Origin of the sequence: Tropicibacter sp. Alg240-R139, from assembly GCF_900537075.1 — a bacterium.
In the GTDB taxonomy this organism is placed as follows: Bacteria; Pseudomonadota; Alphaproteobacteria; order Rhodobacterales; family Rhodobacteraceae; genus Falsiruegeria.
This window is the reverse complement of the sequence record NZ_UNRA01000006.1, coordinates 206473-227429: the sequence shown is the minus strand read 5'-3', so window position 1 is coordinate 227429 and position 20957 is coordinate 206473. Positions and strand designations below refer to the sequence as shown.

Sequence of the window (20957 nt, the reverse complement as noted above, 5' to 3'; positions counted from 1 at the left end):
AACGGCGTGTGACGGCCACCCTCATCCTTGGTCAGGATGTACGCTTCGGCTTCGAACTTGGTGTGCGGTTTCACCGACTTGGGTGCGCACAGAACCTGACCACGCTCAACAGCTTCACGGTCGATGCCGCGCAGCAGGGCGCCGATGTTGTCGCCTGCTTCACCGCGATCCAGCAGCTTGCGGAACATTTCAACACCGGTACAGGTGGTGGTCTGGGTGTCTTTGATGCCAACGATTTCGATGCTGTCGCCAACATTGATCACGCCACGCTCAACACGGCCAGTCACAACTGTACCACGGCCCGAGATCGAGAACACGTCTTCGACCGGCATCAGGAACGGCTGGTCAACAGCACGCGCCGGGGTCGGGATGTATTCGTCAACAGCTGCCATCAGCTCTTTGATCTTCTCTTCGCCGATTTCAGGCTTGTTGCCTTCCATCGCCGCCAGAGCCGAACCGGCAATGATCGGAATGTCGTCGCCAGGATACTCGTAGCTGGACAGCAGCTCGCGGATTTCCATTTCCACCAGTTCCAGCAGCTCTTCGTCGTCGACCTGGTCAACTTTGTTCATGAACACGACCATGTACGGGATGCCAACCTGGCGGCCCAGCAGGATGTGCTCGCGGGTCTGAGGCATCGGGCCGTCAGCAGCGTTCACAACCAGGATCGCGCCGTCCATCTGGGCGGCACCGGTGATCATGTTCTTGACGTAGTCGGCGTGGCCGGGGCAGTCAACGTGGGCGTAGTGACGACCCTCGGTCTCATACTCGACGTGTGCGGTCGAGATGGTGATGCCGCGGGCTTTTTCTTCAGGTGCGCCATCGATCTGGTCGTAGGCTTTGAAGTCACCGAAGTATTTGGTGATTGCTGCGGTCAGCGTGGTTTTGCCGTGGTCAACGTGGCCAATCGTGCCGATGTTCACGTGCGGCTTGTTACGCTCAAACTTTTCCTTTGCCATTCCTCAGGCGCCCTTTTGCGATTTGGGGGACCCGTGGTCCCGTAAGTTACATCTGCGCGCGCGGGATATTTGGTTCAGCCGGAAAAATCAAGAGCATCCTACACGCAAAGCAAGCCTTAAGCGTCTTTTGCCACGTCAGTTGTTACTCAGCTGCCAAGGCAGGCCCAGCCCGCTTATTGAACCAGCCATTTTCTGCGTGCTGTTTGGCCATCCACTCTTCGATCGTGTCGGCAATATTCAACGACAATCCGGCGATCTGCTCTTCTTTGGTGCGGCTGTGGCCGGACCCCAGAATCACGCTCTGCCCAGTCGTGTCTTCAAAAATTTCCATCTGTTCTTTTTTGGCCAGGAATGTCTCGGTGGCGACGTCGTATACAAAAACGTTCACCACCGCGACGCTCTTGGGATTGACCACAACCGGAATACCGGGAGGTGCCAGCATGTACCCCTCGAGCGAAACGGCCACGTCATATTCCTGCCCCCCCTCGTAACGGCGCAGACGTGTCTCCATCGCGTTTTCCATCGGAGCGTTCCACTGAGAGGGTTCCGCGCTGCGCGACAGCGGCCATTGCTTGGCCTTGTCGGTGTAGACGTGGATGACCCGAGCACTGAACGCGCCCATGTTCTCGGGCGCTTCGTTCAGCTGCGTGGAGCCACAAGCGGCCAAGAAGGACAGGCAGGCCAGGGAAATCAGAATTCGGATCATGGATCAGGTCTCGATATGCCTATGTTTGGGACGGTGTATCGCAGCACAATCGCCAATGCCAAGCTGCATCGGCACATTTCCTGTCACCCGCACCAAAAACGTCACGAAAACTTGTAGCTGCGTGGGAAGCCGTAGGGCGGGCGCTTGCCGACGCCAGCGCGTTTGGCAAGCCATTGAGACATGTCCGTCTCGTGCCGGGTCTTGTCGCCCCCCATTGGCCAACTGAGCCCATCGTCCCAGTTGAACGTTGTAATATCCGACAAGCCGCCGTCCAACTCCAACGCACCCTGCTTGCCCCGCGCCATGTTGTACTTTTGCAAACGCACGCCCTTGCCACGTCCCATCTCAGGCAGCTCGGCGGTTGGGAAAACCAATAGCTTGCCGTTCTGCGACACGACGGCCACATGATCGCCGTCGATTGGCTTGCAGATCATCGCACGTTCGTCGTCACCTTTGACGTTCAACACTTGTTTCCCGGTTCGGGTCTGCGCCACCACATCTGTCTCAGGCACCACGAAACCGTTGCCCGTATTGGACGCCAGCAGAAGTTTGCGTTCGGGTTTATGGATCAGGATGTCTACGATCTCGGCCTCGTTGGGCAGATCGACCATCAGGCGTAGCGGCTCGCCCATGCCGCGACCACCTGGCAGGTTCGCAGCACTGATTGTGTAAAAGCGTCCATTGGTGCCAAACACGAGCAGTCGGTCGGTCGTCTCAGCGTGGAAGATGAACCGCGGCCCATCGCCGTCCTTGAACTTCAACTCGCGCTTCAGATCAATGTGACCCGTCATCGCCCGAATCCAGCCCATCTGCGAGCAGACCACAGTGATCGGCTCGCGGTCGATCATCGCCTCAAGCGGCACCTCTTCGATGGCGCCCGCCTCGGCAAAGACAGACCGGCGCGCACCGCCCTCATAGTCTTTGCCAAAGGTTTTCTTTGTCTCTTTCAACTGCTCGGAAATCTTAGCCCATTGCAGAACCGGATCGGCGATCAAATCCTCAAGGTTCGCGCGCTCTTCCATCAGTGCATCGCGTTCGCGCACCAGTTCCATCTCTTCGAGACGGCGCAGGCTGCGCAGACGCATGTTCAGAATTGCGTCGACTTGTACCTCGGACAGCTCGCCCTCACCCGGCAGGGGCGAGACATAGCTGGCCTCGTCCATGGCGCGGACATGCTTGATGCCCCAGTCCTCGCGCATCAGAGCGACCTTGGGATCCTCGTCATAGCGGATGATGTCGATCACGCGGTCCAGATTGAGGAAGGCGACAATGAACCCTTCGAGCACCTCCAACCGGTGGTCGATCTTGGCCATCCGATGGCGCGAGCGGCGCAGCAGCACGTCTTGCTTGTGATCAAGGAAAGCGCGCAGCACCTCTTTGAGCGAGCAGACCTTGGGCGTCACACCGTCGATCAGTACGTTCATGTTCAGGCTAAACCGCACTTCTAGGTCCGAGTTGCGGTAGAGCATGTTCATCAATACGTCCGGATCGACGTTTTTCGAACGCGGCTCCAGCACGACACGAACGTCGTCAGCGGATTCGTCGCGCACGTCCGCGAGAATCGGAATCTTCTTGGTCTGGATCAACTCGGCGATCTTTTCGATCAGCTTGGATTTCTGCACCTGATAAGGAATCTCAGTGACAACAATCTGCCACTGACCCCGACCCAGATCCTCGACCTCATACTTGCACCGCAGGCGGAAACCACCCCGACCGGTGCGATAGGCCTTGGCGATGTCCTCTTGCGGTTCCACGATGACGCCCCCGGTGGGGAAATCCGGCCCCGGCACATAGTTCAGCAGCGTGTCGTCGCGCACATCCGGCACCTTGATCATGTGCAGGCAGGCATCGCAAAGCTCGGCGATGTTGTGGGGCGGAATGTTGGTCGCCATACCGACCGCGATACCACTGGATCCATTGGCCAGCAGGTTCGGAAATTCGGCAGGCAGAACAACCGGCTCGGTCAGGCGCCCATCGTAATTGTCGCGAAAATCAACGGCGTCTTCGTCCAGCCCCCGCAACAGTGCCTCGGCCACAAAGGTCATCCGCGCCTCGGTGTATCGGCTGGCCGCCGGGTTGTCGCCGTCGATGTTGCCGAAATTACCCTGCCCGTCGACCAGCGGGTAACGTACGTTAAAGTCCTGCGCCAAACGCGCCATCGCGTCATAGATCGCAGCGTCCCCGTGGGGGTGGAAGTCCCCCATCGTGTCACCCGATATCTTGGCGGACTTCAGAAATTTGCCGTTCGACGCCAGCCGCAGCCTGTTCATCGCATAAAGGATTCGCCGGTGAACCGGTTTCAGGCCGTCGCGTGCATCTGGCAAAGCGCGGTGCATGATCGTGCTCAGCGCATAGGTCAGATAACGCTCACCAATTGCGCGGCGTAGCGGCTCGGCAACTTCTCCGGCGCCTTGTGGGGACTTCATGTTGGGGTCGTCGATAGTATCCGTCATAGATGATGTGATACGCCGCCTGCGGGCGCGGGTAAAGCAAGCAAGGGCGATTTTGCTGGGGACAACTCGGCAAATGCGCCACAGGGGGAGGAAACGCACCTCCTTCCCCCGGATTTCGACTCTTTGCCCACGATATGGTAATCTGTATCGATAAGTCTGCTGTCGATTTCTGCTATTGTTTGACCTTTTGCCTGTGGGGGGAGGCGCGCCATGCGCTTTGTTTTGATTTCTTTCGCCTTTTTGGGCTTTGCATTTTACGAGCTGAGCGGAGGCGCCGAATTTGAGCCACGCGGTGTCCGCTCGGCCGAATCCGAAAAAGTGGCCTATACACCAGCCCCCAAAACAAAACCCATTGCCGAGCCGGTGACCGCGGTTGCTTTGGTTGCCAAACCCGTGCTGACGCCACGCAGCGCCAAGGTTGCGGCCCCTGAGTCCCCGGTGAAACCCGAATTGACCGCCGAAGAAGCAGCCATTCGGCTTGGGCGGATCTCAACAGGATTGCAGGGCGGCCTGAACGCTCTGGAACAAAATCCGGGCGCGACCTTTACCCTTGCCTCTCTCGAACAAGGCGCAGTTTCTTTCCAACCGAACACCGAAATTGTTGCGACTGAAGCGCCCCAAGTGGCTGCACCAGTTATTCCCAAGGCTGACATTCGCGAGGTTCTGGGCACCCGTGTGAACATGCGCGATGGCCCCGGCACCATTTACCCAGTCGTTGGCCGCCTGAATATCGGCCACAAAGTCGAAGTTCTGGGCGAATCCGGCACCGGTTGGCTGCGGCTGCGAATTCTACCTGAACAGCACACAGGCTGGATCGCCGCGTCACTTGTCAGCAAAAAAGCCCCCTGATCTGTACCCTCCATTGATTCGTCATCTACAATCGGCATAGCTGCGACCAAACCGCAGGCGAGGGACGACATGCAAAAAACCATCCTGATTACAGGCTGCTCATCCGGTATCGGTTACGACGCAGCCTTGGGCATGCGCGACCAAGGGTGGCGCGTCTTTGCTTCCTGCCGCAAACAGGCGGACTGCGACCGGCTCCGCGCGGAAGGCTTTGACAGTCCCCCGATAGATTACACCAACACAGAATCCATTACCGCCGGCCTGCAAGATGTTCTAGAGGCTACTGGGGGAACGTTGGACGTTCTGTTCAACAACGGCGCGCACGGGTTTCCCGGCGCGGTCGAGGACATCCCGACAGATGGTTTGCGTGAAATCTTTGAGACCAATTTCTTTGGCTGGCACGAGCTGACCCGTCAAGCCATCCCAGTGATGCGAAAGCAAGGACATGGGCGGATTATCCAATGTTCTTCCATCCTTGGGCTTGTCGCTTTTCCCTGGCGTGGTGCTTACGTCGCAACAAAGTATGCGCTTGAAGGGCTGACAGATACCATGCGACTGGAACTGCATGGCTCAGGGATCGAAGTGTCGTTGATCGAACCTGGCCCTATCACGTCCAAGCTGCGTGAAAATGCAGTCCCAATTTTCGAGAGATTCATAGACTGGGAAAACTCGGCACTGCGGGACAAATACGAAAGTTCCCTGCTCAAACGCCTCTACAGCAGTTCAGGTCGCCCCGATACGTTCGAATTACCGCCCTCTTACGTGACCAAGCGCCTTGTGCATGCCGCCACCGCCGCCCGTCCGCGTCCGCGATACTACGTCACAACACCAACTTACATCGGCGGTTTCCTGCGCCGAATTCTGTCGACACGGGCAACTGACCGCATCTTGACGCGCCTGTGAGACAAAAAAACCTGTTCGCTTTTGCATGAACCGCCGCTAGATGAGCGGCATCGGACCCTTAACCCTCTGCGAGGCCATTCATGGAAAACCTGGTTTTTGTCATCATGCTCGGGGCCATGTTTGCCGTCGTGCTGGTTCTCGCCATCGGCATCGGAGGGTTCGGCGCAGGCGGCAAGTTCAACGCCAAATACGCCAACAAGATGATGCGCCTGCGCATCCTGTTTCAGGCCATCGCCGTGGTTCTGATCGTTCTTTACGTCTATCTGCGCGGACAAGGAGGCCAGTAAATGGTCGTTCTCAACAAGATCTACACCCGTACCGGTGACAAGGGCGACACGGCGCTTGGCAATGGCGACCGCGTCGCCAAGTACTCGGACCGTGTGACGGCCTATGGCACCACGGACGAGCTCAATTCCTTTGTCGGCGTTGCCCGGCTAGCCGCCCAAGGGGACGTGGATGCCGCCCTCTCGCGCATTCAGAATGACCTGTTCGATCTGGGTGCCGACCTCTGCCGCCCCGACATGGCCAAAGACGCCGAGGCTGAATACCCACCCTTGCGTGTCACCCCGGAACAGATTGACCGCCTTGAGGCCGAGATTGACGTCATGAACGACGCGCTGGACCCGCTGCGCAGTTTTATTCTGCCAGGTGGTTCTGCTTTGGCCGCACATCTGCACGTCTGTCGCACCGTGGCACGCCGTGCTGAGCGGCTGGCAGTAGAGTTGGGCGCTCATGAGCTAGTGAACCCTTCGGTGATCAAATACCTCAACCGACTCAGCGATTGGCTTTTTGTTGCAGCCCGTGTTGCCAACAATGGCGGCAAGGACGACGTGCTCTGGATTCCTGGGGCAAACCGCTAAAACCTGCATTTCCGTTGCGACAAATTGGCCCTGCACCTGACCTGGCGATTCAGGCTACAGGCGCACATGGGCGAAATTTTCTTGCGTTTAGCGCTCACGAAATGACGAAACGCGACGTCGATAAAGGCTGACGTGACGATTTTGCCCTGTTGTGATGTGACCCAAGGCGCTATCTAGCCCGTGAGAGCATTGGTGGAGTCGCATTGCGGCTTGCCGTTTTTGTAAGGAGCAAACGCAAAAATGAAGGTACTTGTGCCTGTCAAGCGCGTGATTGACTACAACGTAAAAGTCCGTGTGAACGCGGACGGAAGCGGTGTCGATCTCGCCAATGTAAAAATGTCGATGAACCCCTTCGACGAGATTGCAGTGGAAGAGGCGATCCGCCTGAAAGAAGCCGGTAAGGCCGACGAGATTGTCGTTGTGTCGATCGGCGTCGCGAAAGCCCAGGAAACCCTGCGCACCGCACTCGCCATGGGTGCTGACCGCGCGATTCTGGTCGAAGCAGCTGATGATGTTCACACCGACATCGAACCGCTGGCCGTCGCCAAGATCCTGGCAAAAGTTGTCGAAGAAGAGCAGCCCGGCGTTGTTCTGGCCGGCAAGCAGGCCATCGACAACGATATGAACGCCACCGGTCAGATGCTGTCAGCCCTGCTGGGCTGGTCGCAAGGCACGTTCGCATCCGAGCTGGACATCGACGGCGACACCGCCAAGGTGACCCGCGAGGTCGACGGCGGCCTGCAGACCATCAACGTGAAGATGCCCGCCATCATCACCGTTGACCTGCGCCTGAACGAGCCGCGTTACGCGTCGCTGCCCAACATTATGAAGGCCAAGAAAAAGCCGCTGGATACCAAGACTGCCGCTGACTATGGCGTCGACGTTACTCCGCGTCTGGAAATCGTCAAAACCGAAGAGCCGCCCGCACGTGCCGCAGGCATCGTGGTTGGTTCGGTTGACGAGCTGGTCGAGAAACTCAAAGAAGCGGGGGCTGTGTAATGGCTGTTCTTCTTCTCGCCGAAGTAAACAATGGTGAACTGGCGCTAGACGCCACCGCTAAGGCTGTCACCGCCGCAAAAACTCTGGGTGACGTGACCGTTCTGGCCGCTGGTGGCTCCGCCGCCGCAGCCGGCGAAGCCGCCGCCAAGATCGACGGTGTGGCACGCGTTCTGGTCGCCGAAGACGAAACCCTGGGCCACCGCCTGGCGGAATCGACTGCGGCGCTGATCGTGTCGCTGGCTGGCGATTACGAGCACATCGTTGCACCGGCCACCACCGACGCCAAGAATGTGATGCCCCGCGTCGCAGCTTTGCTGGACGTGATGGTGATCTCGGACGCGACCGAAGTGGTTGATGGTTCGACCTTTGTTCGCCCAATCTATGCCGGCAACGCCATGCAGACCGTCAAATCGTCGGACGCCAAGAAGGTCATCACCTTCCGTACGTCGACCTTTGACGCCGCTGGCGAAGGCGGTTCGGCCTCGGTTGAAACCGTGTCGGCAGCTGCTGATCCGGGTCTGTCGAGCTGGGTCGAAGACAAGGTTGCCGCAAGCGACCGCCCCGAACTGACGTCTGCTGGCGTTGTTGTGTCGGGCGGCCGTGGCGTCGGCTCTGAGGAAGACTTCAAACTGATCGAAGGTCTGGCAGACAAGCTGGGCGCTGCGGTTGGCGCATCGCGCGCTGCGGTCGATTCGGGCTATGCCCCGAATGACTGGCAGGTTGGTCAGACCGGTAAGGTTGTTGCACCTGAGCTGTATGTCGCTGTCGGCATCTCGGGCGCGATCCAGCACTTGGCCGGAATGAAAGATTCGAAAATCATCGTCGCAATCAACAAAGACGAAGAAGCACCGATCTTCCAGGTTGCTGATTTCGGTCTGGTTGCCGACCTGTTCGCCGCTGTGCCCGAGCTGACTGAGAAACTCGGCTAAGCCAACAGCGCAGACATGAATTGGAAAGGCCCGTCATATCTGGCGGGCCTTTCTCGTTAGTCCAGATCCCGCAATGCGCGATACACGCGATCGGCAATGATCTGATGCGTCGCAGGCCCAATCATGTGCTCTGCCGCAGGTTCCTGCATAGTGCCAAAGATCATATCACCCAGCTCTTCTGAGTCCCCGGCCATTTTGACCGGAAGCTCGATCACCGACGCAACGGCCCCCCGCAGACTGTCCACCATGTCCGGCGTGACCATCAACGGTTCCGTTCCCAAGGGCGCTTCGCCATCCTCTGACGGGGCATAGCGCAGCCACAGCAGCAGTACCTGACCATCAATCGCCTCAACCAAAGAGCGCATCCGCGCCATCCAGGCCTGCCGCAATTCCTCGCACACGATTTCAAACCGACCTTGCGAGATTTCGAGCAAGCGCCCTAGCAAGTGCTTATTGAAATTAAACTCGGTGTAATCCACCTCGTCATACAACGCCTTTAGCAAATTAGATGCCTCAAGAAACCGGTCATTACGGCGTGGATGCACTCGATACAGCCGGTTGGACAGGTTCTGCGCCCCGGGCAATTGCACAATGCATGCTTCGGCTTTATGTGCCAGCCGCATAAGTTCTGGATCGTTCAAAACCGAATCCAAGCCGCTGTTTATGCTCCCAAAGTTGACACACGCCCCACTTAACTGTCGCTCTAACAATGCCGGAAATGGATCCGGTACAAACCTCCCATAGGTTTCGGTTCCGCCGATACAGGCCACATACGGCGCCTCCAGGGACCGTTTAGGCCCGCGAAAATGCAGTTTTGATACCCCATATCGACAGGTCAAATGGTCGGGCGTATGCACGCCCTGCACTTCATAACTCATGTCACCCACCAAAGTGTTTTGTCACCCGATGCCAGTTTTCGACCCCAAGCATTGCGATTCCCCTAATGTGCGGATTTGAAGCAATTTGTTCCAACTCCCGCCCCTTGCCGCCGCCCCCGCGCTGCGCATAAGGTCACCTGAGCGCGGAAACAAAGGCATATGGCAGATGAACATCCAAAAGGTCGGCATCGTCGGAGCAGGTCAAATGGGCAATGGCATTGCCCACGTCATGGCGCTGTCCGGATATGATGTCTTGCTGAGCGATATCAGCCAGGACGCATTAGATGCGGCCCTGAACATCGTTCACGGCAACCTGTCCCGCCAAGCTTCACGCGGGAAGATTTCGGATCAAGATGTTGAGGCCGCGATGGCCCGCATCCAGACCACGTTGCAACTTACCGATATTGGTCAAACCGATTTGGTGATCGAGGCTGCAACCGAACGCGAAAACGTCAAACAGGCTATTTTTGACGAACTACAGCCGCATTTGCTACCGCATACTATCCTGACCTCGAACACATCATCAATCTCGATCACTCGGCTGGCCAGCCGTACAGACCGGCCTGAACGATTCATGGGCTTTCATTTCATGAACCCGGTGCCGGTTATGCAGTTGGTCGAACTGATCCGCGGCATTGCCACGGACGAGCCCACTTTTGCCGCATGCAAGGCCGTCGTGGATCGCCTTGGAAAGACCGCCGCCAGCGCCGAAGATTTCCCCGCTTTCATCGTAAACCGCATCTTGATGCCTATGATCAACGAAGCCGTTTACACGCTGTACGAAGGCGTCGGGAATGTGCAGTCCATTGACCAGTCGATGAAACTGGGTGCAAACCACCCCATGGGGCCGCTCGAATTGGCGGACTTCATCGGGCTGGATACTTGCCTGGCGATCATGAACGTGCTGCACGAAGGTTTGGCAGACACCAAATACCGCCCCTGCCCCCTGCTAACCAAATATGTCGAGGCCGGATGGCTGGGCCGCAAGACCCAACGCGGGTTCTATGATTATCGTGGTGAGGTTCCGATCCCGACCCGTTGACGCCGATCGGGATTACTTTTTTCCCAAGCTCAGCGTGTGTTCGCGCAGCCAAGCCATGAACCCGCGCGGATTGCTTTCAAGCAGCTCCATATCCTCGTCCGAGACAGGTGCGCCGACAACTGGTGCCTGCGGCTTGTTGCAGGACCGCACGATCTCGTGCAGCAACAACCCCTGACGCAGGATTGCCGAAACGCGATTGGCCATCAGATACCAGCGCGAGTTGCAGCCAGGAAAGAAGATCGGAACGACTTTTGCTCCAGACCGACGGATCATCTTGGCGGTAAAAACATTCCATTCCTGCTCGATCGCCGGGCCGAACAGCGTGTCCGATGACATCACCACCCCCGACGGGAACAGCGCCACAACGCCGCCATCCTTCAGATGCCCCATCGCTTTGGCTCGCATCTCGACCATCTTGGCCTGCGCATCCGGGTCATGCGGAAAGGGCACCGGGATCATGAAAGACGTCGCCGCCTCATCCAGCCCAGTCAGGACCGAGCGGGTCAGGATGCGATAATCCTGTCGCACATTGCCAATCAGATCGGCCAGTATCATCCCGTCGACCATGCCATGCGGATGATTGGCAACCACCACCACCGGCCCGCTTTCGGGTATGTTCGCCAACTGCTCTTGCGGCGTCCGCAAATCGATTCCCATGATGTTCAGCGCACCACGCCAGAACTTCTGCCCGCGGAAATTCTCGTTCTGTTTTTCGAATCGATTAACCATACGAAGGATCGTAATTTTGCCCGTCAGCCACTCGATTGTTTTGATCGCTGTAGACGTCCAGACATCGTCAAACGAATTTGCATAGGTCAACGTGCGACGATCATAGATCTCGCCCACTGCGTCATCAGCTTCGGATACGGCACCCGTTTTATTGCCTTGGGTGGTCTCTGCCACGTGCACGTCTTTCTGTTTCGGTGTGTCCCCCAGGGCAGTAGCTCTCAGAATCCTTCGCCGAATTTATCGGCCACCAGAGTTTCGAGCGCATCTGCCAACGCCTCAGCATCCGGGCCAGACGTCTCGACGTCAATAGTGGTTCCGCGCGACGCTGCCAACATCAAAAGGCCCATAATACTGTCACCCGAGGCCGACAGGCCGTCTTTTGACACTTCGGCCGAGGCATCAAAGCCTTCGACAACCTCAACCAACTTGGCCGAGGCACGGGCATGCAGCCCTTTTTCGTTTTCGATTTTCAGAGTTCGATTAATCATGTGAAACCAAATATGTCATTCCGGCGCAACGTTGCGCATGTTGATGTACTTCTTGCCTGCTTCCATGGCACCCCGCACCGCGTCCCCGATGGGAAGGTGGCGGCTTTTGGCCAATTTGATCAGCATTGGTAGGTTGGCCCCATACAGGATTCGACGATCCGATGGGGTGCAGGCCCGCAGGCTGAGATTAGAAGGCGAGCCGCCAAACAGGTCTGTCACCATGACGACGCCATCCCCACAATCCACCGCGTCGGCCGCGACACAGATTTCCTGCTGCTTGGCCTCTCGATCATGATCCACTTCGATCGAGATGGCGCGCATACCTGCCTGTTGTCCGACCACATGTTCCATGGCAGCCAGGTACTCCTTGGCCAGCCCCCCATGTGCCACGATCACTATTCCGATCAATCCGGCCTCTCAGTCGCCTTTTCGGCGTTCCATCTCGCGGTGCCTAATTGACACCCGCATGCCCTGATCTGCAAGGGATTTCGCGGTGGTTTCGGCCAACAAAACAGAACGATGTTGTCCTCCGGTGCACCCAAACGCAATTGACAGATGCGTTTTGCCTTCAGCTTGGTACGCCGGGATCAAAAACTGGATCAAATCCAGCGCACGCTTCAGAAAGGGTTCGAACCGTTCGTCTTTGCGCACATGGTTTGCAACACCAACATCGCGCCCGTCCATCGCGCGCAAGGCCGGGTCCCAATACGGGTTGGACAGGAACCGGCAATCCAGCACCATATCCACGCTCGCGGGCAACCCACGTTTGTAGGAAAACGATTGAACCGAGACAGCCAACTGACGCCCGCCTTCGGGCGCAAACCATCTTTCGACCTCGTCCCTCAGTTGATGAACATTCAAATCTGAGGTGTCCAGCAGAAAGTCAGCCATGTCCCGGACGGCGCTTAGAAGATCCATTTCCCGGCGGATGCCCACCTCGGGGCGATCCTCGGGGGCCATGGGATGTCTGCGACGCGTCTCGGAAAACCGCTGTAGCAGAACCTTGATCCGACAATCCAGATACAACGTCGTTGCATCAGTGTTGGTCAACTCGCGCAGGTCTTCTACAAGATCCAGGAACCCCGCAGTGGTAAAATCACGATTACGCGTATCAATCCCAAGCGCCAAAGGGCGTTCCGCTGACGATGCCTCTACCAACCGCATCACCATACCCATTGGCAAATTGTCGATTGCTTCGAATTCCAGATCTTCCAGAACGCGGATTGCTGTTGTCCGACCTGCCCCTGATGGCCCGGTTACCAGCACTATCTGCTTAGAGTTTTTTGCCGTTTCGGTCATTCCGGATCGTGCCAACCCTGTTTCAGCGCCTGGACCAGCCCCGCCGCGAAATGGGGGCCCTCTACCCTGTAGAACAAAGGCAGGCTCTTCCCGATCAGCGTAATTTCATGCTTTTTGGGCAACCGGTCTGTTTCAAGAATATCCATATCAACAACTGCAACAAGTTTTGCAGAACCACTTAACATTGCCGGGATCAATCCGATACCCCGCGCCTCGATCAATTTGGGTAAACTCAGCGGTGCGTCAGCCATCAGGTGCTCTGCGCGGATCGACAATGCCACCCGATCATCCGCGACAAGATCGCAACCATAAGCCATCATTTGCAGCGCTAGAGCAGATTTTCCGCTACCCGACGCCCCCTTGATCAACAGGCCTTGCCCCGCCAACGACACACAGCTCGCATGAACGATGTTTGAGGATGTTAAGTGATCAACAACGCCGCCCGGCATGGTTCAAACCGGAAGCCCAACAACAAAACGCGCGCCCAGTGGATCCGAGGTTACATCAGCTTCTGTCGGGCGGATATTTTCGGCCCAAATCACGCCGCCATGCGCTTCGACAATTTGTTTCGAGATCGCGAGCCCAAGGCCAGAGTTGTTGCCAAAGTGCTCTTCAGGGCGTTGCGAATAGAAACGTTTGAAAATCTTGCTCAGCGCCTGGTCCGGGATTCCAGGGCCGGTATCTTCGACCACGATCAACACCCGATTGGACCGCTTGCGCGTCCAAACCCGGATCGCGTCGCCTTCTTCGCAAAACGAAATCGCATTGGTGATGAGATTTACAAAGACCTGCGCCAGCCGCGCCTCGAGCCCGTGAATGACGATTGGATCAGATGGCAGATCGGTTATATAGTCGATCCCTTTACCGCGGGCATCTTCACCCAAATACTGGTTCAGATTGCCCAGCATCACCAACAAATCAAATGGCGTTTCGTCTTCCTTGACCAGCTCAGCATCCAGACGCGAGGCGTTGGAAATGTCGCTGACCAGACGATCCAACCGTCGCACGTCATGTTCGATAACTTCCATCAGTTTTTCACGCTGATCGTCGCGTTTGACCATACGCAACGTTCCAACCGCGGACTGCAAGCTGGCAAGCGGGTTTTTGATTTCATGGGCCACGTCGGCAGCAAATTGTTCGTTGCCATCTATCCGGGAATAGAGCGCCGAGACCATGCCGCGAAGTGCGCGGCTTAGTCGCCCAATTTCGTCAGGACGCGCCGACAAATCCGGAATTCGGATGCGACCTGGGTTCATTCGCCGCGCATTGCGATCACGGCCCAGTTCAGCGGCCTCAGCCAGATCTGCCAAAGGATTTGCAATGGTCGAGGCCAACACAAGGCTCAAGCCCACGGACACCAAAAGCGCCACGATGAACATCTGCAACACACGCTCGCGCTCGCGCTTGGCCAGCATGTCAATCTCACCCGCTGGGCTGGCCATCGCCACTACGCCAACGGGGTTGCCGTTTTGCACGATCGGCGTCGCCGTGGCGAACACACGCCCGCCGGCCACATTCTGCAAGACTTCAACCTGCGTCCCACTGGACAGGGCCAGCGGCACGAGCTTTTGCAACTCGGTTTCCAGATCTGCCGCAGCTTGTTGCGCAGGCGACGAAAACAGGCCAGAGACCGCGCCCCAAAGCCCTGATAATGTGTCACTTATGAAGGTTGAGCTGTCGTTCTGCCCCGCCTGCAGCTTCAATGTCCCAGGCGCGTCATTACCGGTTCCATGTGCAATCAGGGTATTGGCGCTGTCATAAACAAAGACCTCAACACCGGCCCGCAAGCTCAGCCCCTCAAGTGTTTCGGCCGCATCAATACCGTCGCCAGTTGCCAGGTTGACCGGGCTGCCCTCGGGCATCTGCGCCTCAAACACATCGGCAACCAGTCGGGTTTCCCCGACCAGTGCCCCAGCCCGTTGGGTGATCAGGCTGTCGCGCGAGTCACTGAGATACAAAATCCCCGCGACCAGAATTATCAAGGCGATCAGATTAAAAGTAATGATCTTACGCGTAAGCGGCGAACTTTTGAGCGAGAAAAGACTACGGCGGGCCCGCTTGACCCGCAGCTCTTTCGAAACGGTGCTTTGCGGAGCGACCCAATCGTCGCCCAACACTACATCACCGCTGTCGTCGCCCTGAGATGTGCCGGTATCGCGCACGACATCCCTTTCGGATTGAACCGGTCCGGTCCGTTACTCTTCGTTATATCTGTAGCCGATCCCGTACAGCGTCTCAATCGCTGCGAAATCTTCATCCGCACTGCGCATCTTTTTGCGCAGGCGTTTGATGTGGCTGTCGATGGTGCGGTCGTCAACATAGACCTGATCATCATAGGCGACATCCATCAGCTGATCCCGACTTTTGACAAAGCCGGGACGCTGAGCCAGCGCCTGCAACAACAAGAACTCGGTCACAGTCAGCGATACGTCCTTGCCCTTCCAGCTGACAGCATGGCGTAACGGGTCCATCCGCAGATGGCCGCGCTCCATGACCTTGGTCTCGCCGGTTGTTGTTCCGGCCGCATCGCCCTCTACCGTTTCTTGCCGACGCAAAAGAGCTCGGATGCGTTCGACCAAAAGGCGCTGCGAGAACGGTTTTTTGACATAGTCGTCCGCCCCCATCCGCAGCCCCAGAACCTCGTCGATCTCATCATCCTTGGACGTGAGAAAGATCACTGGCATCTGGGTTTTCTGCCGCAGACGCTGCAACAGATCCATGCCATCCATGCGCGGCATCTTGATATCCAGCACTGCCATATCGGGCAGCTTCTTGTTAAATGCGTCCAGCGCGGCTTGGCCGTCGTTATATGTTTCAACTTCGAAGCCTTCGGCTTCGAGAGTCATGGAAACCGACGTCAGGATGTTCCTGTCGTCGTCCACCAAAGCAATTTTTGACATCTGAATGTGCCCCTATGCTGCTCAATTCTGCCTTATTTTTTTCTCATACATCGCTCTTTTGACATGGCGAATCAATCCATAACTGCGATTCGAACGTCTCTTTCCCGAGCATTGAGGCAAAAAAACCTTTCTCTGGAATGAATATGTGCTCCTCAATGCAGCTGAAAAATGATGGTTGCGCTAAACATTGCCTTGGTTGCGCTAACTGCGCCAAAGCGTCCTGTTCATGTCCTGAACCGTCATGTTAAGACCCGCCTCACCGGCGATCAGGTCGGACCAAAAGCCCCAACGGTGATAGACCGGCTTCAAGCGCCGCGCACCGACACAGGAGAATAAAGCATGACATCTGGACGGGTTAACCCGCAATTCCGCCTCGAAGATCAGGGCATCGAGGGTCTGGGCAATGTCTATTACAATTTCATGGAACCAGCGCTGATCGAAGCCGCTCTCAAGCGGGACGAAGGTACGCTGGGCAATGGCGGCGCGTTTCTGGTGACCACCGGCAAATTCACTGGCCGCTCGCCCAAGGACAAGCACGTCGTCAAGACCAACAGCGTGAAAGACACCATCTGGTGGGACAACAACGCCGCAATGACCCCCGAAGGGTTCGATGCGCTCTATGCCGACATGCTCGAGCATATGAAGGGCAAGGACTACTTTGTGCAGGATCTGGTCGGCGGATCTGACCCAGCCTATTCGATCAACGTGCGCATGGTGACAGAACTGGCGTGGCACAACCTGTTCATCCGTCACCTGCTGCGCCGTCCCTCGCGCGAAGATCTGGACGAGTTCGTGTCGGATTTCACCGTCATCAACTGCCCCAGCTTCAAAGCGGACCCAACCAAGCACAACTGCAACTCGGAAACCGTGATTGCGCTGAACTTTGACAAAAAAGTCATCCTGATCGGCGGCACCGAGTACGCGGGCGAAAACAAAAAATCGGTCTTTACCCTGCTGAACTACATGTTGCCCGAAAAAGGCGTCATGCCGATGCACTGCTCGGCCAACCATGCCATTGGCAACCCGGTTGATGCAGCCGTATTTTTTGGCCTGTCGGGCACCGGCAAGACAACCCTGTCGGCAGATCCCTCGCGCACCCTGATCGGTGACGACGAGCACGGTTGGTCGGACCGCGGCACCTTCAATTTCGAGGGCGGCTGCTATGCCAAGACCATCAACCTGAGCGCCGAAGCTGAACCGGAAATCTATGCGACCACGTCGAAATTCGGGACCGTGATCGAAAACATGATCTTTGACGAAGAGACCAAGGAACTGGACTTCGACGACGACAGCCTGACCGCGAACATGCGCTGCGCCTACCCGCTCGAATACATTTCGAACGCGTCCGCATCAGCCATGGGCGGTCACCCCAAGAATATCATCATGCTGACGTGTGACGCATTTGGTGTTCTGCCCCCGATCGCGCGTCTGACACCGGCACAGGCGATGTATCACTTCCTGTCAGGCTTCACGTCCAAGGTTGCAGGCACCGAGCGTGGTGTGACCGAACCGCAGCCGACCTTCTCGACCTGCTTTGGCGCGCCTTTCATGCCGCGTCGCCCCGAGGTTTATGGCAACCTGCTGCGTGAAAAAATCGCTCAGCACGGCGCGACCTGCTGGCTGGTCAACACGGGTTGGACCGGCGGTGCGCACGGCGTCGGTTCGCGCATGCCGATCCGCGCGACCCGCGCATTGCTGACAGCCGCTCTGGACGGTTCGTTGGCCGACGCCGAGTTCCGCAAGGACTCCAACTTTGGCTTTGACGTCCCGGTGACCGTTCCTGGCGTGGCCGAGGTGCTGTTGGATCCGCGCCGCACTTGGGATGATCAGGAAGCGTTCGACAAACAGGCCGCCAAATTGGTGCAGATGTTTGCCGATAATTTTGAGCAGTACATCCCCTACATCGACGACGATGTGAAAGCCGTCGCAATCGGGTGATGCGGTTTCACACCAAAGATCGAAGAGTTTTAGGGCCTCACAGCAAAATGTGGGGCCTTATTATATGACCATATACAAATTGTGATCGGATATTGATTGCCTGATCAATCAAGCTTCGTTACAGTTTTTTGTCAGAAAAAAACCCGGCACCTGACGGCACCGGGCAATGCAATAAAAGGATCTTATTGGCTGCCACCACTCACAGAAAAGCAGCCTAACTTCATGTAGACTACGGCATTGATTTCATGTGTCAATATGATACTTATCGAAATCAGTAACTTTTGGCTGCGATGATATCGCGACTGCATGAAATTGAGATCAATTAGTCACTGAACAGGCAACTGAACTTATGTGTGAACTTTCGAAACTGGCGGAACTCAGAAAACTCATGCTCAGCATGGAGCGTTCGCTGGGATTACAAGACCTTACACCGGTTGAACGTGACATCTATTATGCCGCCAACGAGCTGTCAGAAAATGGAAATGGGGTTCGAACTGTCGGCCTGATCGAACATGCCCTACTCGAAACCGTTTCCCGCCCTACGTTTTTTCGTGCGCTGAAGTCCCTGGTCACAAAAGGGTACCTGTCGCACTGCAATTCGGTGAACAGAGGGCAATATACGGTTAATGGGCCGAGAACTTAACGAGACAGCGTTCTTCAGCGGACTCCCTTGTGCGTACGCTGGCTAAAGAAACACTAATTGCATCAGGTCTTTACCTCGCAGCTTTTCTGGTTGTGTTCGAGGTCGTGACGCCGTTGCAAAGCATGTTTTTCCCCGAGTTTCCGAGCCGGGCGAGCCTGTTGTTTCTTCCTCATGGCATTCGCGTTCTGACGGCATGGTTGCTTGGGTGGCGAGCCATTCCGGCGCTGTTGCCCGGCGTCTTTCTTGTTTTCCTCTATGTCGGCGGCATGGATGTGTTCCTGCCCAGCCGACTTGCCGCCATCGCAATCGCGGTTTCGGTGGCCCCGGTTGTATTCATGTCACTTGCGATGGTGGGTCAGGACATTCGACCGCAACCAGGAAAGGCGCCCTGTTGGCCCTGCGTTATGGGGGTCGGCATTGTGACTTCGGTGCTGACAGCATTGTTGACGAACATGGCCTTTGGCAGTGAAACGGTCGAATACGTGGCCTATCTGATCGGCGATATCTTTGGTTTGTTCTTCCTGATGCTTGGTTTGCTTTACGTGTTCCGCCACATGCGCCGCCGTCAAACCTGAAGCAACTGGGTCGTCCAAAAAGACAGGGGCTCCCGCACCCAAGCGATCCCGACTTCGTCGGAACCGCTAACGGCTTTGGGCCCGGCACTGCGCTATGCGCAGTGCCGGGCCCAACAGGAGGAGGTGTTTCGTCAGAAACATCGACGACAGGCGGGAGCGCCTTCGGCAAAACATTTCAAGTTCTGAAAACTTGATTTACCGATGCCGCATCCGGGTCGCGATGCTTGAGCGCGGCCCCTTTGCTCGTGTCTAGTTCTTTTCATCAAGAATAAGGGGCAGCAAACGTGACTTCGCCAACACAGAGCCGGGCCCGCCGATCAGGGCGCAAGGAACGCCACGCGCGACGCGCGGCGCCGCCAAAAGTGAACCCTTGCCCTCCCGGGCAGTTTGGCGGGCAGTACAAGCCCCTATCCGAACATGACTTGAACGCAATCTTTGACACGGCACTGCGTCTGTTGGCCGAACTCGGGATGGGCGAGACACCGGACCGGCTGGCGAAGGCGCTGCTCGACGCCGGAGCAACGCGGTTGGGAGATCGTATCCTGTTACCCAGGACACTCGTCCGATCCACGCTCGCGACGGCACCACGCACGTTCCGCTTGCATGGGCGCGATCCGTCCCGCAGCATCCAGGTAGGCGGACAGCGAGTCTATTTTGGCACAGGCGGTGCCGCGGTGCAGACACTTGACCTGAACACCAAACAATATCGTGCATCCACCCTCCAGGATCTTCGAGACTTCACCCGTCTACAGGACCGCCTGACCAACATCAGCTGGTTCACCCGCTGCTGCATTGCCACAGACATCGAGGACACGTTCAAGTTGGACGTGAACACGGCATACACGCTGCTCAAGAACACAACAAAACCGGTCGCCACGGCCTTTACCCTGGCCGACCACGTGGCACCTATCGTAAATATGCTGGACGTTGCTGCAGGTGGCCCTGGGGCGTTTTCCCAAAGGCCGTTTCTCAAGGCGCACATCTCGCCCGTCATCTCTCCGATGCGCTATGCTGAAGACGCGGTAGACGTTACATTCGCCTGTCTAGAACACAATATCCCTGTCTCCTGCATAACGGCGGCACAAGCCGGAGCCACGGCCCCCGCTACTTTGGCTGGGTTCCTAGCACAATCGCTGGCGGAAACCCTTGCAAGCCTGGTGATGGTGCACGTCATCAAACCGGGACATCCAATGATATTTTCCAACTGGCCGCTCGTGATCGACCTGCGCACCGGTGCCTTTACCGGCGGCGGCGGTGAGATAGCGGTGCTCAACGCCGCCTCAGCTCAACTCAGCAACTGGCTGGGTCTGCCCTCGGGCGTGGCGGCTTCGATGACCGACGCCAAGGCGCTGGACGCGCAGTATGGGGCAGAGAAAGCCATGACGTCTCTGGCCGCGGCCCTGGCCGGAGGCAATCTGATATACGAAAGCTCGGGCATGATGGCGTCGCTTTTAGGCGTCAGCTTCGAAGCATTTGTTTTGGACGACGAAATGCACGCCCACACGTATCGCGCCCTGCGCGGGGTCGAGGTCACACCAGAAAACCTTGGATTTGACGCGATCTGCGAAGCGATCATGGGCGAAGGTCATTTCCTGGGCGGCGCACATACCTTATCCGCGATGGAGCGGGACTATTTCTATCCAGGCATCGCAGATCGGGACACGCCCAAAACCTGGGAAGACAAGGGGGCGCCAGATGCCTGGTCGGTAGCCCGCACCAAGGCGCAAGCCATTCTGGACGAGCATCATCCGAACTATCTGACCCCAGATCACGACAAGGATATCAGGGCGCGTTTGCCAATCCTGTAGAA

The 20957-nt window shown here is 57.0% G+C and carries 22 protein-coding genes; 11 read left to right on the top strand and 11 right to left on the bottom strand.

What is annotated here, in order from left to right; all coding sequences use genetic code 11:
• The 3 genes from tuf to parC form a co-directional block, all read right to left on the bottom strand.
• Positions 1-959: elongation factor Tu (tuf, locus tag G6R15_RS20330; RefSeq protein WP_164661807.1), on the bottom strand; the 959-nt coding region annotated here is incomplete at its 3' end.
• Positions 960-1101: 142 nt separating this feature from the next.
• Complete coding sequence (locus tag G6R15_RS20325; RefSeq protein WP_164661806.1) at positions 1102-1665, bottom strand: hypothetical protein; 564 nt, start codon at positions 1663-1665, stop codon at positions 1102-1104.
• Between the two features lie 101 nt (positions 1666-1766).
• The gene (gene parC, locus G6R15_RS20320; RefSeq protein WP_164661805.1) at positions 1767-4118 is read right to left on the bottom strand and encodes a DNA topoisomerase IV subunit A; all 2352 of its coding nucleotides are present in this window, start codon (positions 4116-4118) and stop codon (positions 1767-1769) included.
• 210 nt (positions 4119-4328) lie between these two features.
• Here parC and G6R15_RS20315 point away from each other — a divergent pair, with 210 nt between their 5' ends.
• The 6 genes from G6R15_RS20315 (at position 4329) to G6R15_RS20290 (ending at position 8655) form a co-directional block, all read left to right on the top strand.
• Positions 4329-4967, top strand: a complete 639-nt coding sequence (locus G6R15_RS20315) for an SH3 domain-containing protein (RefSeq protein WP_164661804.1) — start codon at positions 4329-4331, stop codon at positions 4965-4967.
• A gap of 69 nt (positions 4968-5036) precedes the next feature.
• On the top strand, positions 5037-5867 hold the full coding sequence (locus G6R15_RS20310; RefSeq protein WP_164661803.1) for an SDR family NAD(P)-dependent oxidoreductase: 831 nt from the start codon (positions 5037-5039) through the stop codon (positions 5865-5867).
• Positions 5868-5947: 80 nt separating this feature from the next.
• On the top strand, positions 5948-6154 hold the full coding sequence (locus tag G6R15_RS20305) for a twin transmembrane helix small protein (protein ID WP_164661802.1): 207 nt from the start codon (positions 5948-5950) through the stop codon (positions 6152-6154).
• The gene (locus G6R15_RS20300; protein ID WP_164661801.1) at positions 6155-6727 is read left to right on the top strand and encodes a cob(I)yrinic acid a,c-diamide adenosyltransferase; all 573 of its coding nucleotides are present in this window, start codon (positions 6155-6157) and stop codon (positions 6725-6727) included.
• A 240-nt stretch (positions 6728-6967) separates the two neighbouring features.
• Positions 6968-7726, top strand: a complete 759-nt coding sequence (locus G6R15_RS20295; RefSeq protein ID WP_164661800.1) for an electron transfer flavoprotein subunit beta/FixA family protein — start codon at positions 6968-6970, stop codon at positions 7724-7726.
• Positions 7726-8655 carry an electron transfer flavoprotein subunit alpha/FixB family protein gene (locus G6R15_RS20290; protein ID WP_164661799.1) on the top strand — a complete coding sequence of 310 codons (930 nt, stop codon included), beginning with the start codon at positions 7726-7728 and terminating at the stop codon, positions 8653-8655. The genes G6R15_RS20295 and G6R15_RS20290 overlap by 1 nt, the downstream gene beginning before the upstream one ends.
• Positions 8656-8711: 56 nt before the next feature.
• On the opposite strand, the gene G6R15_RS20285 is transcribed toward G6R15_RS20290, so the two are convergent.
• Positions 8712-9533 (bottom strand): DUF6473 family protein, encoded by an 822-nt coding sequence (locus G6R15_RS20285; protein WP_164661798.1) that lies wholly within the window; start codon positions 9531-9533, stop codon positions 8712-8714.
• A gap of 166 nt (positions 9534-9699) precedes the next feature.
• Here G6R15_RS20285 and G6R15_RS20280 point away from each other — a divergent pair, with 166 nt between their 5' ends.
• Entirely contained in the window at positions 9700-10575 is an 876-nt protein-coding gene (locus tag G6R15_RS20280; protein WP_164661797.1) for a 3-hydroxybutyryl-CoA dehydrogenase, read from the top strand.
• Positions 10576-10587: 12 nt separating this feature from the next.
• Here G6R15_RS20280 and G6R15_RS20275 read toward each other — a convergent pair whose 3' ends face one another.
• The 7 genes from G6R15_RS20275 to G6R15_RS20245 are packed head-to-tail and all read right to left on the bottom strand — an operon-like array spanning position 10588 to position 15991.
• Positions 10588-11478, bottom strand: a complete 891-nt coding sequence (locus G6R15_RS20275; RefSeq protein WP_164661796.1) for a lysophospholipid acyltransferase family protein — start codon at positions 11476-11478, stop codon at positions 10588-10590.
• A gap of 44 nt (positions 11479-11522) precedes the next feature.
• Positions 11523-11792, bottom strand: a complete 270-nt coding sequence (locus G6R15_RS20270; RefSeq protein WP_085794338.1) for an HPr family phosphocarrier protein — start codon at positions 11790-11792, stop codon at positions 11523-11525.
• A gap of 15 nt (positions 11793-11807) precedes the next feature.
• Entirely contained in the window at positions 11808-12200 is a 393-nt protein-coding gene (locus tag G6R15_RS20265) for a PTS sugar transporter subunit IIA (RefSeq protein ID WP_164661795.1), read from the bottom strand.
• Between the two features lie 9 nt (positions 12201-12209).
• Positions 12210-13091, bottom strand: a complete 882-nt coding sequence (gene rapZ / locus G6R15_RS20260; RefSeq protein ID WP_164661794.1) for an RNase adapter RapZ — start codon at positions 13089-13091, stop codon at positions 12210-12212.
• The gene (locus G6R15_RS20255) at positions 13088-13540 is read right to left on the bottom strand and encodes an HPr kinase/phosphorylase (RefSeq protein ID WP_164661793.1); all 453 of its coding nucleotides are present in this window, start codon (positions 13538-13540) and stop codon (positions 13088-13090) included. Before G6R15_RS20255 ends, rapZ begins: the two co-directional genes overlap by 4 nt.
• 3 nt (positions 13541-13543) lie before the next feature.
• Positions 13544-15253 carry a sensor histidine kinase gene (locus G6R15_RS20250; RefSeq protein ID WP_164661792.1) on the bottom strand — a complete coding sequence of 570 codons (1710 nt, stop codon included), beginning with the start codon at positions 15251-15253 and terminating at the stop codon, positions 13544-13546.
• A 33-nt stretch (positions 15254-15286) separates the two neighbouring features.
• On the bottom strand, positions 15287-15991 hold the full coding sequence (locus G6R15_RS20245; RefSeq protein ID WP_164661791.1) for a response regulator transcription factor: 705 nt from the start codon (positions 15989-15991) through the stop codon (positions 15287-15289).
• A gap of 339 nt (positions 15992-16330) precedes the next feature.
• On the opposite strand from G6R15_RS20245, the gene G6R15_RS20240 reads away from it, so the two are divergent.
• From G6R15_RS20240 to G6R15_RS20225, 4 genes are all read left to right on the top strand, one after another.
• Positions 16331-17929, top strand: a complete 1599-nt coding sequence (locus G6R15_RS20240; protein ID WP_164661790.1) for a phosphoenolpyruvate carboxykinase — start codon at positions 16331-16333, stop codon at positions 17927-17929.
• 349 nt (positions 17930-18278) lie between these two features.
• Entirely contained in the window at positions 18279-18572 is a 294-nt protein-coding gene (locus G6R15_RS20235) for a hypothetical protein (RefSeq protein ID WP_164661789.1), read from the top strand.
• A 29-nt stretch (positions 18573-18601) separates the two neighbouring features.
• Positions 18602-19147, top strand: coding sequence for a hypothetical protein (locus G6R15_RS20230; protein ID WP_240336819.1), 546 nt, complete (start codon positions 18602-18604; stop codon positions 19145-19147).
• A gap of 284 nt (positions 19148-19431) precedes the next feature.
• Positions 19432-20955, top strand: a complete 1524-nt coding sequence (locus G6R15_RS20225) for a trimethylamine methyltransferase family protein (protein WP_164661788.1) — start codon at positions 19432-19434, stop codon at positions 20953-20955.
• Positions 20956-20957: the final 2 nt, after the last annotated feature.

What these genes read in the sequence shown, in the direction of transcription:
- G6R15_RS20245 (WP_164661791.1), bottom strand. Translation starts at nt 15,991, where the DNA reads ATGTCAAAAATTGCTTTGGTGGACGACGACAGGAACATCCTGACGTCG.
- G6R15_RS20235 (WP_164661789.1), top strand. Translation starts at nt 18,279, where the DNA reads ATGTGTGAACTTTCGAAACTGGCGGAACTCAGAAAACTCATGCTCAGC.
- G6R15_RS20240 (WP_164661790.1), top strand. Translation starts at nt 16,331, where the DNA reads ATGACATCTGGACGGGTTAACCCGCAATTCCGCCTCGAAGATCAGGGC.
- G6R15_RS20290 (WP_164661799.1), top strand. Translation starts at nt 7,726, where the DNA reads ATGGCTGTTCTTCTTCTCGCCGAAGTAAACAATGGTGAACTGGCGCTA.
- rapZ (WP_164661794.1), bottom strand. Translation starts at nt 13,091, where the DNA reads ATGACCGAAACGGCAAAAAACTCTAAGCAGATAGTGCTGGTAACCGGG.
- G6R15_RS20300 (WP_164661801.1), top strand. Translation starts at nt 6,155, where the DNA reads ATGGTCGTTCTCAACAAGATCTACACCCGTACCGGTGACAAGGGCGAC.
- G6R15_RS20255 (WP_164661793.1), bottom strand. Translation starts at nt 13,540, where the DNA reads ATGCCGGGCGGCGTTGTTGATCACTTAACATCCTCAAACATCGTTCAT.
- G6R15_RS20270 (WP_085794338.1), bottom strand. Translation starts at nt 11,792, where the DNA reads ATGATTAATCGAACTCTGAAAATCGAAAACGAAAAAGGGCTGCATGCC.
- parC (WP_164661805.1), bottom strand. Translation starts at nt 4,118, where the DNA reads ATGACGGATACTATCGACGACCCCAACATGAAGTCCCCACAAGGCGCC.
- G6R15_RS20315 (WP_164661804.1), top strand. Translation starts at nt 4,329, where the DNA reads ATGCGCTTTGTTTTGATTTCTTTCGCCTTTTTGGGCTTTGCATTTTAC.
- G6R15_RS20305 (WP_164661802.1), top strand. Translation starts at nt 5,948, where the DNA reads ATGGAAAACCTGGTTTTTGTCATCATGCTCGGGGCCATGTTTGCCGTC.
- G6R15_RS20295 (WP_164661800.1), top strand. Translation starts at nt 6,968, where the DNA reads ATGAAGGTACTTGTGCCTGTCAAGCGCGTGATTGACTACAACGTAAAA.
- G6R15_RS20310 (WP_164661803.1), top strand. Translation starts at nt 5,037, where the DNA reads ATGCAAAAAACCATCCTGATTACAGGCTGCTCATCCGGTATCGGTTAC.
- G6R15_RS20325 (WP_164661806.1), bottom strand. Translation starts at nt 1,665, where the DNA reads ATGATCCGAATTCTGATTTCCCTGGCCTGCCTGTCCTTCTTGGCCGCT.
- G6R15_RS20280 (WP_164661797.1), top strand. Translation starts at nt 9,700, where the DNA reads ATGAACATCCAAAAGGTCGGCATCGTCGGAGCAGGTCAAATGGGCAAT.
- G6R15_RS20285 (WP_164661798.1), bottom strand. Translation starts at nt 9,533, where the DNA reads ATGAGTTATGAAGTGCAGGGCGTGCATACGCCCGACCATTTGACCTGT.